Here is a 17,959-nt window from a genome sequence, read left to right as displayed (position 1 = left end):
CGGGATCGGATCGCTCACCGACGACGAGGTGCTCGCGCTGGTGCTGGGGTCCGGACAGACCGGGCGCAGCGTGCTGGCGCTCGCGCGATCGGTGCTGCGGAGGACCGGCGGTTTCCCGGGATTGGCGACGATGGATTTCGCCCGGCTGGAACGCCTGCCGGGCGTGGGGCCCGCCACCGCGGGTCGGCTGGTCGCCATCACCGAAGTCTGGCGGCGAGCGGGGGCCCCGGCCGCGTGGACGCGGCTGGTCGACCACAAGACGGTGGCGGAAGTCGTCCGCCCTGAACTACTCCACCGCGACAGCGAACGGTTCGTGGTCGTCGTGGCGGACCGTGCGGCGCGACCCATCGAGCTCGTGCTGCTGCGCGACGGCGGGGTGGATGAGACCTCCATCCAGCCGGCCGACGTGCTTCAGGCGGTTCTCACCCGCGGGGGACGCTCGTTCGCCGTCGCGCACAATCACACGTCCGGGCTCCTCGACGCTTCGGTCGCCGACCTCATGCTCACCCGACGCCTCGACCAGGCGGCCGCGACCCTCGGGCTCCGCTTCCTCGGCCACATCCTGGTGGCAGGAGACACCTGGACCGCGCTGGCGACAGCGGGTTCGAGCCCTACGGCGTCAGGCGGGTCGGCCCGCGGAAGAGATAGGTCGTCTCGCGCAGGTTCGAGAGGTGCAGCATGAGCATCAGCACACGGGCGAGGCCCATGCCGAATCCACCGTGCGGCGGGATCCCGTAACGGAAGAACTCGAGGTCGATCTCGTTCGGGTCCAGGCCCTTGTCGCGCGCCTGCGCCTCGATGATGTCGACCCGGTGCTCGCGCTGCGCGCCAGTGGAGATCTCCACACCGTTGAAGATGAGGTCGTAGCTCTTGGTCAGCGACGGGTCGTCTTCGTGACGCATGTGGTAGTACGGCCGGATCGTCGCTGCGTAGTCGGTGAGGAAGACGAACTCGTGGTCGTACGTCTCCTTGACGTACGCCGAGATCTGACGCTCGCCCTCCGGATCCATGTCGTCGTCCGCGCGCGGAACCTCGTAGCCCCGCTCGGCGACGATGCGCTTCGCCTCGGCGAGAGGGATGCGCGGCAAGGGCGTCGTCGGCACTGTCACCTCGACGCCGAACAGCCGCTCGATCTCCTCGCCGTGCTTCTCCTTGACGGCGGTGAAGCCGGCGACGAGGAGCTCCTCGTGCACCTTCATGACGTCTTCGTGGCTGTCGATCCAGCTGATCTCGGTGTCGACACTCGTGAACTCGGTGGCGTGGCGGCTCGTGAAGCTCGGGTCGGCGCGGAAAGCCGGACCGATCTCGAACACGCGGCCGAAGCCGGCGGCCTGCGCCATCTGCTTGAAGATCTGGGGGCTCTGTGCGAGGTAGGCCGTCGTCTCGAAGTACGGCAGTTCGAACAGCTCGGCACGCGACTCGGACGCGGAGGCCATGAGCTTCGGCGTGTGGATCTCGATGAAGCCGTTCTCGACCCAGTACTGGCGCAGTGCGTGCTCGAAAGTGGTCTGCACGCGGAAGATCAGGTTGTGGCGCGGGTCGCGCAGATCGAGGAAGCGCCAGTCCATGCGCTTGTCGATGCCGCTGTCCGCGGCGATCGGCGTCTCCGGGATGGCCGCGGTCTCGACCTCGAGCGAGGAGAGGCGGATCTCGATGCCGCCCAGCTTGACCCGCTCATCGTGCTTGAGCTCACCGGTGGCGCGGACGAAGGTGCCCTGCGAGAGACCGGAGATCGTGACAGCAGGCTCGTCGGCGACGACGGCTCCGTCTTCTCCGACGGTGCGCGGGTTGACCAGCTGGACCGCGCCCGACTCATCGCGCAGTACGACGAACTGCACCTTCTTCTGGTCGCGGACGGTCTCGACCCATCCGGCGACGCTCACGGGGCCGTCCGGAAGGGCGGCGAGGTCTTTGATCAGAACGCGTGCTGTCACGAGCCCCAAGCCTACCCGTGCGCCGGGTGTGAGAATGGAGGGACCAGGCACGAAGGAGTAGCCCATGAGTTCCGACGACGTCGTCATCCTGTCCGCCGCCCGAACGCCGCTCGGCAAGATCAAAGGGACGCTCGCGTCGCTGAGTGCCGTCCAGCTCGGCACGATCGCCGTGCGTCAGGCGCTCGAACGCTCCGGTGTCGCGGCGGACGATGTGGACACGGTGATCTTCGGGCAGGTGCTCCAGGCGGGCGCCGGCCAGAACCCGGCGCGGCAGACGGCGATCGGTGCGGGGATCGGCTGGGATGTGCCCGCCACGACGATCAACAAGGTCTGCCTCTCCGGGCTGGCTGCGGTCATCGACGCGGCCCGTCTGATCCGGACGGGCGAGGCGACGGTCGTCGTCGCCGGCGGCCAGGAGTCCATGACGAACGCGCCGCACATCCTTCCAGGATCTCGGAAGGGGTGGAACTACGGGTCGATCCAGGCGCTCGACTCGGCGGCCCACGACGGTTTGACCGACGCCTTCGACGGGGAGTCGATGGGTGCATCCACCGAGAAGTACACGGAGCGGCTGGGTCTGCGTCGCGAGGCGCAGGACGAGTTCGCGGCGCGCTCACACCAACGCGCCGGCAAGGCGGCCTCGGACGGCACCTTCGACGACGAGATCGCTCCGGTCAGCATCCCGCAGCGCAAGGGCGACCCGATCGTCATCAGCACCGACGAGGGCGTCCGCCCGGACTCGACTGTCGAGACACTGGCCGGTCTGCGGCCGAGCTTCGCGGAAGGTGGAACGCTGACCGCGGGCAACTCGTCGCCGCTGAGCGACGGCGCGGCAGCGCTCGTGCTGACCAGCCGCGAGAACGCCGAGCGGCTCGGACTCGAATGGCTGGCGCTCGTCGGGGCGAGCGGCCAGGTGGCCGGCCCCGACAACTCGTTGCACTCGCAGCCGTCTCGGGCGATCGACGCTGCGCTGCGGCGAGCAGGGTGGAGCGTCTCCGAACTGGATGTGATCGAGATCAACGAGGCGTTCGCCGCCGTCGCGCTGCAGTCGATGTCCGACCTCGGGCTCGACCCGGCGAAGGTGAACATCCACGGCGGCGCGATCGCGCTCGGTCACCCCATCGGGGCGTCGGGGGCGCGCCTGGCTGGGCACGCGGCTCACGAGCTCGCCCGCCGGGGGTCCGGACGAGCCGCCGTCGCGTTGTGCGGCGGTGGCGGGCAGGGAGATGCGCTGCTGCTGTACCGCTGAGCCGCGGCGCCCGGTGCGCGTCGCCCGGAGCGTCGTCAGCGCTCCAGGTGACGCTCCTCCGGGCCGGTGTACTGCGAGAGCGGGCGGATCAACGAGTTGGCGGCGTACTGCTCGAAGACGTGCGCCGTCCATCCGGCCACTCGGGCCGCAGCGAAGAGCGGCGTGAACGTCTCCGTGTCGAAGCCCATCAAGTTGTAGGCGGGCCCGGACGGGTAGTCGAGGTTCGGCTTGATGTTCTTCCGCTCGGCCATCGCGTTCTCGAGGGCGTCGTAGAGGTCGAGCAGATCCTGCCGGTCGTAGTGGTCGACCAGGGTGACGAGCGCAGCGCGCATGGTCGGAACCCGCGAGTCGCCGTTCTTGTAGACGCGGTGGCCGAACCCCATGATCTTGCGCTTCTCGGCGAGCGCGGCATCCAGCCAGTCCGCCGCGCGATCGGCGCTCCCGATCTCGTCGAAAGCGTGCATGACGGCCTCGTTGGCTCCGCCGTGCAGAGGACCCTTGAGGGCGCCGATGGCACCGGTGACCGCCGAATAGACGTCGGACAGCGTGCTCGCGATCACGCGCGCGGTGAACGTGGAGGCGTTGAAGGAGTGCTCCGCGTACAGGACGAGCGAGACACGGAACGCGTCCACGACCACGTCGTCGGGCACCTCACCGAAGGTCAGCCACAGGAAGTTCCGCGAGTAGTCGAGGTCGTCCCGCGGCTCCACGGGCTCGAGCCCGCGGCTCCTGCGTTGGATGTAGGCGACGATCGTCGGAAGCTGGGCGAGCAGGTAGATCGCGCGGCCCTCGTTGAGCTCGCGGTCCAGGATGCCGTCCGTCTGCTGGAGGGTCGCGTCGAGTCCACCCAGCTGACTGACCGCGGTACGGAGCGCGTCCATCGGATGAGCCGACACGGGGATGTCGTCGAGCGCCCGGCGCGTGCGGTCGTCCAGGCGACGGAGCGAACGCTCGAGCGACTCGAAGGCGACGAGGTCGTCGGGCGTCGGGAGCTCGCCATGCCAAAGAAGGTAGGCGACCTCCTCGAAGGAGCAGTACCGGGCCAGCTCCTGGACCGGGTATCCACGGTAGAGAAGGGAGTTGGTCTGCGGGTTCACGGAAGAGATCGTCGTCGTGTCGACGACGACTCCGGCCAGTCCCTTGTGGATCTCCGGGTCGGACATCTGAGCTCCTTCGCTGCTGTCGGAATGGTCGCGCCGATCCTCCGCGCACGGCGGTGGCTAGCGGTGCACCTCGAAGTTGTAGACCGAGGTGTCGAACGCGTTGTAGCCCTCGTAGTCAATCAGGTCGTACAGGTCGGCGCGATGTTGCATCTCGCCCAGCATCGGCTTCAGCGTGCCCTCGGCGAGAAGCTGGTCCAGCCCGCGCTCCGCCGCGCCCATCGCCAGGCGGAGCAGGGAGACGGGCCAGATCACGATGTTGACCCCGACATCGCGCAACTGGTCGACGGTGAAGAGGTCGCTCTTCCCGAACTCGGTCATGTTGGCGAGGATCGGCACATCCACGGCGGCGCGCACCGCCTCGAACTCGGACAGGTCGGCCATCGCCTCGGGGAAGAGCGCGTCGGCGCCTGCATCGACCAGGGCCTTCGCGCGGTCGATCGAGGCCTGCAGACCCTCGACGGCACGGATGTCGGTCCGCGCCATGATGAGCAGGTTCGCGTCGCGCCGAGCATCGACCGCGGCGCGGATGCGCTTGAGCGCGGTGTCCTCGTCGACGACCTGCTTTCCGTCGAGGTGGCCGCAGCGCTTGGGATTGACCTGGTCCTCGATGTGCAGGCCGGCGACCCCGGCGTCCTCGAGCACCTGAACCGTCCGCGCCACATTCATGGGCTCGCCGAAACCGGTGTCCGCGTCGACAAGGGCCGGGAGGTCGGTCATCCGCGCGATCTGCGCCGAGCGGCCTGCGACCTCCGTCTGGGTGGTGAGGCCGATGTCGGGGAGACCGAGCTCGGCCGACAGCACGGCCCCGGATATGTAGACACCTTCGAAGCCCTTGCGCTCGATCAGGCGCGCGCTGAGCGGGTTGAACGCACCCGGCATCCGGATGAGCTCACCCGAAGCCAGCCGGGCCCGGAAGGCGGCGCGCTTCTCGTGCGCCGGGATGGAGGAATAGAGCATGGGTCAGAACAGTCCCCTCGGAGCAGGGACCGCGTCGAGCAGTCCCGGTCGGGCGGTGATGGTGAGAGCGCCGAGTTCCGCGGCGTTCAACTCGGGAAGGCGCTGCGCCAGGGCGAGGAAGCGGTCGATCTCGGGTTCCTCGAGGACGCCGGCGGCGAGAGTGCGGAACTTCGCCACGTAGTCGTCGCGGGCGAACGGGCGCGCCCCGAGCGGATGCGCGTCCGCCACGGCGATCTGGTCCTCGATGACGCGGCCGTCGGCCAGCCGGATCACGACGCGTCCCCCGAACGCCTTCTCATCCGGATCGGTCGAGTGGTAGCGACGGGTCCACTCCGGGTCCTCCGTCGTGGTGACCTTGCCCCACAGCTCGACCGTGTCGGGCCGCGCGGCGCGGCTGGGAAGGTAGGAGTCGACGTGGTGCCAGCCGCCGTCCTGCAGGGCCACGGTGAAGATGTACGGGATGCTGTGATCCAGCGTCTCGCGCGATGCGGTGGGGTCGTACTTCTGGGGATCGTTCGCTCCCGAGCCGATCACGTAGTGCGTGTGGTGAGAGGTGTGGATGACGATGCTCTCCACACGCGACGGGTCGGCGACCTCGGGGTGATCGCGGTGCAGTCTGCGCGCGAGGTCGATCCACGCCTGAGCCTGGTACTCGGCGGAATGCTCCTTGGTATACGAGTCGAGGATCGCGCGCTTCGCCTCGCCGCGGCCGGGGAGCGGCACCTCGTAGGAGGCGTCCTTGCCGTCGAGCAGCCAAGCGATCACTCCGTCCTCGCCCTCGTAGATCGGAGTGGGGCTGGTCTCGCCGCGGAGCGCGCGGTCGATGGCCTCCACGGCCATCTTGCCTGCGAACGCCGGCGCGTGCGCCTTCCAGCTCGAGATCTCGCCCTTGCGCGACTGCCGGGTGGCGGTGGTCGTGTGCAGCGCCTGGCCGACGGCCTGGAAGATCGTCTCGGCGGGCAGGCCGAGCAGGGTGCCGATGCCGGCGGCGGCGGAGGGTCCCAGGTGCGCGACGTGGTCGATCTTGTGTCGATGCAGGCTGATGGCGCGGGCAAGGTCGATCTGGATCTCGTACCCGGTGGCGATCCCCCGGATGAGATCGCGGCCGGTGAGCCCGTACGCACGCGCGGCGTGCTGCGCGACCGCGGTGATCGGCGGGATGTTGTCTCCTGGGTGCGAGTACTCGGCGGCCAGGAACGTGTCGTGGAAGTCGAGCTCCCTCACCGCGACGCCGTTGGCCCACGCCGCCCACTCGGGAGAGACGCGCGTGGAGGGCCACTCGCCGAAGACGGTCGAGCCGTCCTGCGGATGCTGCACGGAGTCCGTCAACTCCTCGAGCTGGCGCGACGGAATGGGGTGCGCCAGCGCTTGCGACCGGGCGGAGACGACCGGCTTCCGGGTCAGCGACGCGGCCGCCACCGCGGCATTGTCGATCACCCGGTTGATCACCATCTCGGTGACGTCGGCGTCCACCTCCACCGGGTCGCTCGCCACCTCGGCGATCTTCCAGGCGAGCTGGTCGTGGCGAGCCAGGTTCTCCTCGCTGCTGTGCACACGGACGTTGTGGAGCTTCACGTAACGAACCTACCTCCCCTACGCTCGGCACATGGTCCCCGGCCCCTCCCTGCTCGCGTTCGCGCTGGCGTCGCTCGCCCTCATCGTCATCCCGGGGCCGAGCGTGCTGTTCGTGATCGGGCGGTCGCTCGCGCTGGGCCGACTCGGTGGATTGCTGAGCGTGCTCGGGAATGCGCTGGGGATGCTGCCGCTGGTGGTCGCCGTCTCGCTCGGAATCGGAGCGATCGTGGCGCAGTCACTGGTGCTCTTCACGATCATCAAGTTCGTGGGTGCGGCCTACCTCGTGTACCTCGGGGTGCAGGCGATCCGGCATCGTCGCCACACGGCGGTCACGCACGAGGCGACCCCGCCGCGGACGTCCCGCTGGCGCATCCTGAGCGAAGGGTTCGTCGTCGGCCTCACGAACCCGAAGTCGCTGGTGTTCTTCGTCGCCGTGCTTCCGCAGTTCGTCGACTATCACGCAGGCGCGATCCCCCTGCAGCTGTTCGAGCTGGGCGTGGTCTTCCTCGTGCTGGCGCTGATCTTCGACAGCGTCTGGGCGCTGGCGGCCGGCACTGCGCGGCAGTGGTTCGGCCGGTCGCCCAAGCGGGTGGAGCGGCTGGGCGCGACGGGTGGCGTGCTGATGATCGGGCTCGGAGGGGTGCTCGCCTTCACCGGCGTCAAGCACTGACAGGCGAGCGCTGTCGAGCGGTGCTGGTGCTCGAGCCGTGCGCTGTCGAGCCGTGCTGGTGCTTGACGCCGATAGGCGAAGGGAGGGCGGTTCTAGATGTCGCCGGCGGTCGCGATCGGGGCCAGGACGGCGCGCCCCAGTGAGTGGAAGTGCGCGTTGAAGCCGAGCACGGCGGGCGTGGACTCCGGGTCCAGGTCCAGATGCTCGACGTCGAGGGCGTGCACGACGATGTCGTAGCGGTGCGTTCCGGTTCCGGGAGGGGGACCCGCTCCGGTGAAGCTCTTCGACCGCATCTCATTCGAGAGCATTGCGGCGCCCTGCGGCAGGTTGGCGCCGCCCTCGGCTCCGGCGTTGGACGGCAGCTCGGTCACCGACGCCGGGATGTTGTAGACCGCCCAGTGCCAGAAGCCCGAGCCGGTGGGCGCATCCGGGTCGTGGATGGTCACGGCGAAGCTCTTCGTCTCCGCGGGGAAGCCGGACCAGGACAGCTGCGGCGAGATGTCGCCGCCTCCGCCGCCGGCGCCCCACTGTTCGCGGGAGAGGGGACGGCCGTCCGCGACATCGTCGCTGGACACGGTGAACTGGGGGACGGCGCCGAAGCGCTCGAGGGGATCCTGTGCCATGGCGCCAGGCTACGCCCGCACTGTGACCGAATCCGGCTACGCCCGGGCAGCAGGCTCGAGCTGGCGCTGCGCCGCGCGCTTGCGGAAGCGGCGCGGGAGGCCGGTCAGGCCCCACAGCGTGACACGAGCCATCGCCTCCACGACGATCCCGCCGCCCATCTTGGACGCTCCGCGCTCCCGCTCGACGAACGTGATCGGCACCTCCACGATCGAGAGTCCGGCGTCGTACGCGCGGCGCGTCATGTCGATCTGGAAGCAGTAGCCCTGGCTGTCGGTGCGTTCGTACTGCAGTGCCCGGAGCGCGTCGGCGGTGAAGGCGCGATACCCGCCCGTCACATCCTTCACGGGAAGCCCCAGGGCGAGACGGGAGTACGCGCTGCCTCCGCGCGAGATGAACCGCCTCCGCGCGGGCCAGTTGACGACTCCGCCTCCCTCGACCCAACGCGAGCCGAGCACGACGTCGGCGCCCGGCAGATCGCCCGCGCCGGGACCCTCGTCCGAGCCGCCGCGGAGAGCATCGAGGAGACGAGGAAGCTGCTCCGGCTGGTGCGAGCCGTCCGCATCCATCTCGACGATCGCCGAGTAACCGGCGTCGAGCGCCCAGGTCATGCCGGCGCGGTACGCGGCGCCGAGTCCGTCCTTACCCCTGCGATGCAGCACGTGGACGTTGCCGTCGGTCGCGGCGAGCGCGTCCGCCAGCTCACCCGTCCCGTCCGGCGACCCGTCGTCGACGATCAGCACATCGGCATCCGGTGCCGACACGCGTACGCGCCCGACGATCGAGCCGATGTTCTCGCGCTCGTTGTACGTCGGGATGATGACGAGGGTTCGCACGACCCGCCTTTCTGTCAGGGGCGAGCCCCACGAATGCCTTCACACTGTCGCACCAGTCTGAACGGCAGGCGAACGAACCTTCGGGCGCTCACAGGTCAACGATCCTACGATCATCGGCCCTCGGGAAGGCTCGCCTACGATGAGGCGGTGGCCGTCCCGAAAGTGCTCCTCTTCTATGCCTTCGCCCCGCTCCCCGACCCCGAGGCGGTCCGGCTGTGGCAGCGCGAGCTCTGCGAGCGTCTCAACCTGCGCGGCCGGATTCTCCTGTCCCCGCACGGGATCAACGGCACGCTCGGCGGCGAACTCGGCTCTCTGAAGCGCTACGTGCGGGTGACGAAGGAGTATGCAGCGTTCCGCGAGCTCGACGTCAAGTGGAGCGAAGGTTCCGGCCTCAATCCGGACAATTCGAGCGTCGACTTCCCGCGGCTCACGGTGAAGGTCCGCGACGAGATCGTGTCGTTCGGCGCCCCCGACGAGCTCCGCGTCGACGACCGCGGTGTCGTGGGCGGCGGCTCCCGGCTCGACCCCCGGGCGCTGCACGCGCTCGCCGCCGAGCGAGACGACCTTGTGTTCTTCGACGGCCGCAACCGGTTCGAGGCGGAGATCGGCCGGTTCAAGGATGCGGTGGTCCCCGACGTGGCGAACACCCGTGAGTTCGTGGAGGCGCTCGACAGCGGCGTGTACGACCACCTGAAGGATCGACCCGTCGTCACGTACTGCACCGGTGGAATCCGATGCGAGGTGCTCTCCTCCCTTATGCTGTCGCGCGGGTTCCAGGAGGTCTACCAACTGGACGGCGGTATCGTCCGCTATGGCGAGGCGTTCGGCGACGACGGTCTGTGGGAGGGGTCGCTCTACGTCTTCGACGGGCGCGGGTCGATGACGTTCAGCGACCATGCGGCCGTGCTGGGCCGGTGCGAAGGATGCGGCAGCCCGACGAGCAGGATGCGCAACTGCACCGACCTCTCGTGCCGCGAGCAGCTCGTCGTCTGCGAGGACTGCGGCCAGCGCTCCTGCGCGTCCCACGCGGCCTGACTGCACTCCGCCGACAGGGCGGAATCGTCCACATCGCCGACAGCGAACGGGTTCTCCACGGCCTCGCGGAAATCTTGGCGCGGGTCTTGCGTTGCCGCCATCATGAACAGCATGGATCCGGTAGCCACCATCGTCTGGATCGTGTCGTTCGTCGTCGTCACGGTCGCCGTCACCGGCCTGTCCCGCAGGGTGGGCTGGTCGGCACCCGTCGTGCTCGTCTTCGTCGGCGCGGCGGCGTCGTTCATCCCCGGTGTCCCCGAGGTGGTGCTCGAGCCTGAGGTGGTCCTGTTCGGGCTGCTGCCGCCGCTGCTGTTCGCCGCCGCGATCCAGACGTCGATCGTGGATGTGCGAGCCAGGCGCGACGGCATCCTGCTGCTGTCCGTCGGACTGGTGGCATTCACCGTGATCGTCGTCGGCTTCGCGACATTCCTGGTTGTGCCGGCGATCACGCTGGCCGCGGCCTTCGCGTTCGGGCGGTCGTGGCGCCGACGGACACGGTGGCGGTTCAGGCGATCGCCGGTCGGGCACGGCTCCCACGACGACTCATCACCGTCCTCGAAGGCGAGAGCCTGCTCAACGACGCGACGGCGCTGGTCGCGCTGAACGCCAGCATCGCGGCCATCGTCAGCGTGGTCAACCCGTGGGCGATCGGCGGGGACTTCGTCCTCGCGGTCGTCGTGGGGGTCGGCGTGGGACTGGGTGTGGGACTGCTGCTGGCGATGATCCGCAAACAGCTCCGGTCGCCGGTGCTGGACACCTCGCTGGCGCTCGTCACACCGTATCTGGCGTTCATCCCGTCGCAGCTGCTGCACGGGTCCGGGGTGCTCGCGGTGGTCGTCGCGGGCCTCTACCTCGGCTACCGCTCCCCCACGATCCAGACGGCCGAGGCGCGGATCGCGGAGACGATCAACTGGCGCACGATCAGCTTCCTGCTCGAGAACGCGGTCTTCCTCTTCATCGGGCTCGAACTGCGGTCGATCCTGACCGGAGCGTTCACATCGGGCATCACGGTGCCGCAGACGATCGTGATCAGCATCGTCGTCCTGCTGGCGATCTTCCTCGCGCGCTTCGTGTGGATGATCGGCACGACGTGGCTCTACCGCAACGGTCCGCAGCGTCTGCGGGAACGCGGATGGTCCTGGCCGACGGGTATCGCGGTGTCGTTCGCGGGCATCCGCGGGGTGGTGACGCTGGCCGCCGTGTTCCTGTTGCCGACGGTGACGCCGCACCGGCAGTTCCTGCAGTTCCTGGCGTTCGTCGTGGTGGTGGCGACATTGCTCGAAGGGTTGGCGCTGCCGTGGGTGATCCGCCGGCTGAAGTTGCCGCCGCCCGACTTCGCCCAGGAGGCCAGCGAGATGCAGCGGCTGCTGGCGGAGGCGCAGTCGGCGGGGCTGGAACAGCTGGAGGCGCAGGTCACCGGCGACGAGGACGAACGGGTGATCGAGCGGTTGCGGATCAACGCGCTGTTTCTGTCGGACGCGCTCGAGAATCCGTCCCCGGATGAGAGTGCCGACCTGCCGATGGAGTACCGCAAGCTGCGCCGGACGATGATCGTCGCCGAACGGCAGGCGGTGCTCGAGGCTCGGGCGGAGGGGCGGTATCAGGAGCCGGCCGTGCGCTCGGTGCTCGCCTTCCTGGATGCGGAGGAGTCGGCGCTCAAGGCGGGCGGGACCGACGGGAAGAAGTCGCTCATGTAGGGCGCGACGGCGACCGGGCAGGGCGTCAGCGGACGATCGTGTCGTCGTCGGGGCCGCCGACGGCGGCGCGCGCGGCCGGGTCGAGCAGGAGGGCGGCTCCGCGTCCACGCTGCGCTCGCGGGCGGCGAGCCCAGAGGCGGGAACGTTTGGAGGAGAGCGCGAGCAGCACCAGGATGTCGAGCGCGAGGCCCAGCAGGTTGTTCTTGAGCGAGATCTGCGGGCCGCCGTCGAAGAAGTCGATCGCCGAGAACAGGATGATCAACGAGCTGTACGACATCGCCGCGATCCGCGCCCAGTTGCTGCCGAAGAACACCAGCAGAGCGAGGAGGAAGTACAGCACGAGCCCCGCGCCGAACACGCCCATGGCGATTCCGAGCACCAGGCTGAAGGTCGCATGGTCCACGCCGTCGACCTGCTGCGCGCCGCCCATCTGCGAGGCCACGAACCGGTTCCACTCGATGAGGTTCAGCGCGATGTAACCGACCCCGGCGATCACCCGCAGCATCATCAGGAGCACCCCGAGCGTGGTGGGTACGGGCCGCCGTTCGGCGAGCGCGATGCGGCGGGCGTCCGCGTCCGCGGCGACCGACACGCCCTGCGCATCCACCTCGACGCGCGTCAGGTCCAGGATCGGGAGGTCACCGTCCGTCTCGATGGTGTCGCCGCCGCCGTTGCGGGAGTGGTAGCCGGTGGAGAAGTCGCGGATCACCGTCACGCCGACGCCGATGTCCGCATCCACCAGGGTCGAGACGATGTGGTCCCGCTCGATGTCCGTGTTCGCGTCGATCTTGTGGGTGATCTGGAGTGTGAACAACGAGAAGCCCACGGAGCGGTCGAAGGTCCCGGCCGCCAGCCACTCGACGCGTCGGCCGCCGGGCAGCAGCCAGCCGTCCGGGCACCGCCAGAACCGGACGTGGTGGCGTTTGGCGGGATTGCCCTTCACCTCCTGCTGGTACGCGACATCCTGCTGCCGCCCGAACAGGAACAGCGGGCTCACCGGCGCCTCGTCGTAGCTGCGCCGCAGCAGCGTCGAGGAGATGATCCGCCCGCTGGAGCGCGCGGTCACGTCGTCGGCTCGCGTCCACCCCGCCGCGCGCATGGCGTCGTCGAGCTGGGCCTCCGAACCCAGAAGCGCCAGATTGATCGGGTCCCCGAGCAGCCCGTCGCTGGTGCGGGCGCGGCCGATGAAGTAGTCGGGCACGTAGATCTCGGTGAGGATGCGATGCAACCGCGGCAGCACCAGGTACGCCAGCACGATCCAGAAGACCAGGAAGAAGACGATCAGGAACCAGCCCCACTCGAAGCTCTCCGTGAGCACGAGCCAGGCCAGCCACACCGCCGAGAGACCGCCGAACAGGAAGAAGACGTAGTCCAGGACCGAGCTGACGGTCGCGCGACGACGCGGTGCCGAACGGCTCTTCGGCACCTCCAGCGGCTCCCCCGTGCGGGCCATGGCGCCATCCTAGAGCGCTGGGCCGCTCCGTCGTAGGGTGAGCACATGACCGACATCCAGGCCCGCGGCGCCGAGCTGCGCCGGCTCCACGAAGCACCCGAGCTCCTCCAGGTCGTCAACGTGTGGGACGCGATCAGCGCCCGCGTGATCGCCGACCTGCCGGACACGCGCGCCCTCGCGACCGCGAGCCACTCCATCGCCGCGACCCTCGGCTACGAGGACGGCGAGAAGATCCCCCTCGACCTGATGCTCGACATGGTGGGCCGCATCGTGAACGCGACCGACCTGCCGGTCAGCGCCGACCTCGAAGGCGGATACGGCGACACCGGCGAGACCATCCGCCGGGCGATCGGCGTCGGGGTGGTCGGCGCCAACCTCGAGGACCGGATGCGTCCCTTCGACGAGGCCGTCGCCTCCGTGCGGGCCGCCATCGCCGCCGCGGACGCCGAGGGCGTGCCCTTCGCTCTGAACGCGCGCACCGACGTCTTCGTCCGCAACGCCTTCCCCACCGACGACGAGAAGATCGAGGAGGCCGTGCGCCGGGGCCGCGCGTTCCTCGACGAGGGCGCCACCTGCGTGTTCGTTCCCGGCAAGCTCGACGAGCGGACCGTGCAGCGCCTGATCGGCGGCCTCGGCGAGCGCCGCCTCAGCGTCATCGCGGTCCCCGGTTCCCTGTCGCCGGCCCGGCTGCAGGAACTCGGTGTCGCGCGCGTCTCGTACGGTCCCTGGACACAGCGCGTCGCCCTCACGGCGCTCCGCAACTCGGCCCTGGAGCTGTACGCCGGCGGCGCCCTGCCGGAGGGCACGCAGCCGCTCAACTGACGCGAAGCAAGCCGAGAGCCCGGCGTAGGGTGAGCCCATGAGCGACTTCCGGGCGATCGTCATCGAGCAGCAGGTCGACGGGGGGCGGATCACCGCCCACACCGCGGAGGTCCGGCGGGTGACCGACGCCTTTCTCCTGCCCGGCGACGTGACCATCGCCGTGGAGTTCTCCGACCTCAACTACAAGGACGGCCTGGCGATCGCCGGGCGGCCCGGCGTCGCCCGTACGTCACCGCTGATCCCGGGGATCGACATCGTCGGCACCGTGGAGGAGTCGGCGGACCCGCGGTGGCGTCCCGGGGATCGGGTGGTGCTGAACGGCTCCGGCATCGGCGAGTCGCACCACGGCGGCCTCGCCGAGAGGGCGCGCGTCGGCGGCGACGCGCTCGTCCGCATCCCCGACTCGATCACCTCCGAGCAGGCGGCTGCCATCGGCACGGCGGGCTTCACGGCGATGCTGGCCGTGCTGGCGCTGGAGCGCCACGGCGTCGACCCGACGGAGGTCTCGGAGAGCGGCAGCAGCATCCTCGTCACCGGCGCGGCGGGCGGCGTCGGTTCGGTGGCGGTCGCCCTGCTGGCGAAACTGGGTTACCCGGTCACGGCATCCACGGGTCGCGTCGAGGAGGCGTCCGACTACCTGACCGACCTCGGCGCCACCGCGGTGATCGACCGCTCGGAGCTGGATGCGCCGGGCAAGCCGCTCCAGTCGCAGCGATGGGCCGGCGCGATCGACTCGGTCGGCAGCCAGACCCTCGCGACCGTGCTCGCGCAGACCCGCTACGGCGGGACCGTCGCCGCGTGCGGCCTGGCGCAGGGGCCGGACCTGCCGACGACGGTGCTGCCGTTCATCCTGCGCGCGGTGACGCTGGTGGGCATCAATTCGGTGGAGGCTCCGCCCGCGCTCCGCGAGACGGCGTGGCGCCGGCTGGCGACCGACCTCGATGAGGAGGCCCTCGCGGCGATGACCCGCTTCGTCACCCTCGCCGAGGCCATTCCGGCCGCGGACGACATCCTCGCCGGACGGCTGCGCGGACGGACCGTCGTCGACGTCCGCGCGTGAGCGGGTCCGGCGTGGACCGATCGGTATGCTGACGCCATGATCCTCCTCGCCACCGTCGTGGTCACGCTGGCCGCCGCCCTCCACATCGCGATCTTCTTCATGGAGAGCGTCGCCTGGACACGGCCCTCGGTGTGGAGGCGCTTCGGCCTGCGAAGCCAGGAGGCCGCCGAGACCACGCGTCCGCTGGCCTACAACCAGGGCTTCTACAACCTGTTCCTGGCGGTCGGGGCGATCGTGGGCCTGATCCTGTACGGCGTCGGCCAGCACCCGGCGGGCATCGCCCTCATCATCTTCTCCGCCGCAAGCATGCTCGCCGCCGCCATCGTCCTCGTCACGACGGGACGCGGCTACCTGCGGCCGGCGATCATCCAGGGCATCCTGCCGCTGATCGGCCTGGTGCTGCTGCTCATCGGCCTGGTCAACGGCGAGAGCTGAACGGCGTATCCTCCGGGCATGGCCATCGTCGGCAGCATCCTGATCGCGGCAGCGGCGGTCGTGCATCTCGTGTTCTTCGCGATGGAGAGCATGCTGTGGTCGACGCCCGGGGTATGGCGCCGCTTCGGCCTGGGGTCGCAGCGGGACGCGGACGTCGTCCGGCCGATGGCGTACAACCAGGGCTTCTACAACCTGTTCCTCGCCGGTGGCGCGGTTGTCGGGCTGGCCCTCTACTGGACGACCCTCCACGAGGTGGGCTTCGCGCTCGTCTTCTTCTGCGGCGTCTGCATGGTGCTCGCCTCCCTGGTGCTGGTGACGACCGGCCGCCGGTTCTGGGGCGCGGCCCTGCTGCAGGGCGCGCTGCCGCTGGTGGGACTCATCCTCTTCGTGATCGCGGAGAACGGGTAGCCGCAGGACGCACGCCGACGATCAACCGGCGACCCGCCGCCACGACGTGGTCGAGCCGACCGGTGGCGCACTCCTCCATGACCTCGGCCATGGTCAGGCGAGCGCACCGGGCGTAGTCGCGGACGGTCATCGCGGGAGCGCCGAGCGGAGGAAGGGCGTGCGGACGAGTCATCATGCCCGTTAGTGTCTGCGCACCGGTGGGCGCGACGGATCGGTGGGGCTACGCAGCCACTACCGAAGCCGGCAGCGTCAGTCGATGACCTCGCCGTCGGCTGTCAGCTCGCTGCCGTCGACACGCAGGGCCTCCACCAGCCGTGCCGCATGCGGGGTGGTGACGATGATGCGGCTGTACTCCTCGCCGTCGAGGTCGATGACCACGGCGGCGCGCTGCTTGCCCTTGATGAGCAGGAAGTCCTTGCCGCCGTGGAACTTCCACGTGCCGATCGACAGGGTCAGCGGGACGGCGGCGCCCGGGGCGCGGATGCCGCGGATCCAGATCCACGGGTCCTCCGTGATGGCGACCGAGCGGATGCTGTCCCGCGGCACGGTCAGGTCGTCGCGCTTCATGGCCAGCACCTTCTCCGCCCGCGTGAGGTGGATCTCCAGGCGATCGGGGTGAACATGCAGGTCGGCCATAGCTCTATCCTGCCAAGCCGGACGCCCCGGCGGGCCGTGGGAACCTCACAAACCCATCACGTTCACATTCGCGAAACGCTTCATGCGCCGCCATGTATCCTTCTCGACGTGGCAACGCAGCGACGAACTCCGGGTTCGCAGACTTCACTTCGTGAAGCCAACCGAGCCCGCATCGTCGACGCCATCAAGAAGCACGGCGGCCTGACGCAGGTCGAGCTCGCGGGCGCCACGGGACTCTCCGCGGCGACGGTCTCGAACATCGTCAAGGAGCTGTCGACCTCCGGCGTGCTGCATACGACGCAGAGCATCCGCTCCGGCCGGCGCGCCCAGCATGTGACGCTGGCGCACGCGCTCGGTCTGGTCGTCGGCGTCCACTTCTCCACCCGCCACCTGCGGGTCGCGCTCGCCGACGTCGCGCACACGGTCGTCGCCGAGAACCACATGCCGCTCGCCCGCGACCACCGGGCGGACAACGAGCTCGACAAGGTGTCGCTGCTGCTCGGCGACATGCTGGAGTCGGTGGACGCGTCCCGCGACGACCTGCTCGCCGTGGGTATCGCCGTGCCCGCGCCGATCGACCGCGCGACCGGGACGATCGCCCGCAGCGGCATCATGCGCGGCTGGGACGGCGTGACCATCGCCGAGTCGATGGAACGGCGCATCAAGCGCCCCGTGTTCATCGACAACTCCGCCAACCTCGCGGCGCTGGGCGAATCCCGATTCGGCGCCGGGCGCGGCAAGCGCAACACGATCACGCTCGACGTGGGCGACGGGATCGGCGCGGGCCTCATCCTGAACGGCCAGGTGTTCCGCGGCAATCACGGCGTCGCCGGCGAGTTCGGGCACACCACGATCCGCGAGAACGGACCGCTCTGCCGCTGCGGCAACCGCGGGTGCCTCGAGGCGCTGGCGGGCGGCCCGGCCATCCTGGACGAGCTGCGCGACCACCTCGGCAGCCTGAAGCTCGGAGACGTGGTGATCCAGGCGATGGCCGGGGATGCTCGTTGCATCCGGGCGATCGCCGACGCCGGCCGCCACATCGGCGTGGCGACGGCCAACCTCTGCAACCTGCTGGACCCCGAACGGGTCATCGTCGGCGGCGAGCTCGCTCGAGCCGGTGAGCTGCTGCTCGGCCCGATGCGGCACGCGGTCGAGCGCTCGATCATCGTGAACCCGGACCTGATGCCGGACATCGTCCAGGGTCAGCTCGGGACCCGTGCGGCGGCTCTCGGCGCTGTCGCCTACGCCGTGGACTCCCTCTCGATCACCTCCGACGGTGTCTCGTACTGAACGCGCTCTCATCGCGTCCCCCGAAAACGGGCGGGAACCGTTACCGAATCCATTGTCTTCAAGTCTTGACGCCAAATCCCCCACCTGGGACACTCAACCCAGCCGCCAACGAAGGCGG

Annotated in this window: 17 protein-coding genes and 1 pseudogene; 9 read left to right on the top strand and 9 right to left on the bottom strand. The window is 69.5% G+C overall.

Features of this window, described 5'->3' with window-relative positions:
* Positions 1-286 precede the first annotated feature (286 nt).
* Together A0130_12020 and A0130_12015 are read right to left on the bottom strand one after the other, a co-directional pair.
* On the bottom strand, positions 287-559 hold the full coding sequence (locus A0130_12020) for a hypothetical protein (GenBank protein ANF32304.1): 273 nt from the start codon (positions 557-559) through the stop codon (positions 287-289).
* A 52-nt stretch (positions 560-611) separates the two neighbouring features.
* Positions 612-1,934: an aspartate--tRNA(Asn) ligase gene (locus tag A0130_12015; protein ANF32303.1), complete on the bottom strand. Its 1,323-nt coding sequence runs from the start codon at positions 1,932-1,934 to the stop codon at positions 612-614.
* Positions 1,935-1,998: 64 nt separating this feature from the next.
* Here A0130_12015 and A0130_12010 point away from each other — a divergent pair, with 64 nt between their 5' ends.
* Positions 1,999-3,183 carry an acetyl-CoA acetyltransferase gene (locus A0130_12010; GenBank protein ANF32302.1) on the top strand — a complete coding sequence of 395 codons (1,185 nt, stop codon included), beginning with the start codon at positions 1,999-2,001 and terminating at the stop codon, positions 3,181-3,183.
* Positions 3,184-3,218: 35 nt separating this feature from the next.
* On the opposite strand, the gene A0130_12005 is transcribed toward A0130_12010, so the two are convergent.
* From A0130_12005 to A0130_11995, 3 genes are read right to left on the bottom strand one after another with little or no spacing between them, the layout of a single operon-like run.
* The gene (locus tag A0130_12005) at positions 3,219-4,346 is read right to left on the bottom strand and encodes a citrate synthase/methylcitrate synthase (protein ID ANF32301.1); all 1,128 of its coding nucleotides are present in this window, start codon (positions 4,344-4,346) and stop codon (positions 3,219-3,221) included.
* Positions 4,347-4,403: 57 nt separating this feature from the next.
* On the bottom strand, positions 4,404-5,303 hold the full coding sequence (locus A0130_12000) for a methylisocitrate lyase (protein ANF32300.1): 900 nt from the start codon (positions 5,301-5,303) through the stop codon (positions 4,404-4,406).
* 3 nt (positions 5,304-5,306) lie between these two features.
* Positions 5,307-6,878: a 2-methylcitrate dehydratase gene (locus A0130_11995; protein ANF32299.1), complete on the bottom strand. Its 1,572-nt coding sequence runs from the start codon at positions 6,876-6,878 to the stop codon at positions 5,307-5,309.
* Positions 6,879-6,909: 31 nt separating this feature from the next.
* On the opposite strand from A0130_11995, the gene A0130_11990 reads away from it, so the two are divergent.
* Positions 6,910-7,548 carry a lysine transporter LysE gene (locus tag A0130_11990; protein ANF32298.1) on the top strand — a complete coding sequence of 213 codons (639 nt, stop codon included), beginning with the start codon at positions 6,910-6,912 and terminating at the stop codon, positions 7,546-7,548.
* Positions 7,549-7,640: 92 nt separating this feature from the next.
* Here A0130_11990 and A0130_11985 read toward each other — a convergent pair whose 3' ends face one another.
* Together A0130_11985 and A0130_11980 are read right to left on the bottom strand one after the other, a co-directional pair.
* Positions 7,641-8,171, bottom strand: coding sequence for a hypothetical protein (locus A0130_11985; GenBank protein ID ANF32297.1), 531 nt, complete (start codon positions 8,169-8,171; stop codon positions 7,641-7,643).
* A 36-nt stretch (positions 8,172-8,207) separates the two neighbouring features.
* Positions 8,208-9,023: a dolichol-phosphate mannosyltransferase gene (locus A0130_11980; GenBank protein ID ANF32296.1), complete on the bottom strand. Its 816-nt coding sequence runs from the start codon at positions 9,021-9,023 to the stop codon at positions 8,208-8,210.
* 129 nt (positions 9,024-9,152) lie between these two features.
* Here A0130_11980 and A0130_11975 point away from each other — a divergent pair, with 129 nt between their 5' ends.
* Both A0130_11975 and A0130_11970 read left to right on the top strand, forming a co-directional pair.
* Positions 9,153-10,040 (top strand): hypothetical protein, encoded by an 888-nt coding sequence (locus A0130_11975; GenBank protein ANF32295.1) that lies wholly within the window; start codon positions 9,153-9,155, stop codon positions 10,038-10,040.
* 102 nt (positions 10,041-10,142) lie between these two features.
* Positions 10,143-11,737: pseudogene (locus A0130_11970) on the top strand (Na+/H+ antiporter).
* 25 nt (positions 11,738-11,762) lie between these two features.
* On the opposite strand, the gene A0130_11965 reads toward A0130_11970, so the two are convergent.
* Positions 11,763-13,190 (bottom strand): hypothetical protein, encoded by a 1,428-nt coding sequence (locus A0130_11965; protein ID ANF32294.1) that lies wholly within the window; start codon positions 13,188-13,190, stop codon positions 11,763-11,765.
* Positions 13,191-13,235: 45 nt separating this feature from the next.
* On the opposite strand from A0130_11965, the gene A0130_11960 reads away from it, so the two are divergent.
* From A0130_11960 to A0130_11945, 4 genes are read left to right on the top strand one after another with little or no spacing between them, the layout of a single operon-like run.
* Positions 13,236-14,012, top strand: coding sequence for a phosphonomutase (locus A0130_11960; GenBank protein ID ANF32293.1), 777 nt, complete (start codon positions 13,236-13,238; stop codon positions 14,010-14,012).
* Positions 14,013-14,049: 37 nt separating this feature from the next.
* On the top strand, positions 14,050-15,072 hold the full coding sequence (locus tag A0130_11955; protein ANF32292.1) for an NADPH:quinone dehydrogenase: 1,023 nt from the start codon (positions 14,050-14,052) through the stop codon (positions 15,070-15,072).
* Positions 15,073-15,108: 36 nt separating this feature from the next.
* A complete protein-coding gene (locus tag A0130_11950) occupies positions 15,109-15,507 on the top strand; it encodes an epimerase (GenBank protein ID ANF32291.1) in 399 nt (132 codons plus the stop codon).
* Between the two features lie 18 nt (positions 15,508-15,525).
* A complete protein-coding gene (locus A0130_11945) occupies positions 15,526-15,915 on the top strand; it encodes an epimerase (GenBank protein ANF32290.1) in 390 nt (129 codons plus the stop codon).
* A gap of 249 nt (positions 15,916-16,164) precedes the next feature.
* Here the strand turns inward: A0130_11945 and A0130_11940 are convergent, their stop codons facing one another.
* Positions 16,165-16,551, bottom strand: coding sequence for a hypothetical protein (locus A0130_11940; protein ID ANF32289.1), 387 nt, complete (start codon positions 16,549-16,551; stop codon positions 16,165-16,167).
* Positions 16,552-16,659: 108 nt separating this feature from the next.
* Here A0130_11940 and A0130_11935 point away from each other — a divergent pair, with 108 nt between their 5' ends.
* Entirely contained in the window at positions 16,660-17,841 is a 1,182-nt protein-coding gene (locus tag A0130_11935; protein ANF32288.1) for a transcriptional regulator, read from the top strand.
* Positions 17,842-17,959 lie beyond the last annotated feature (118 nt).

Origin of the sequence: Leifsonia xyli (genome assembly GCA_001647635.1) — a bacterium.
Classification (GTDB): domain Bacteria; phylum Actinomycetota; class Actinomycetes; order Actinomycetales; family Microbacteriaceae; genus Leifsonia; species Leifsonia xyli_A.
This window is presented reverse-complemented; position numbering and strand designations above follow the sequence as displayed.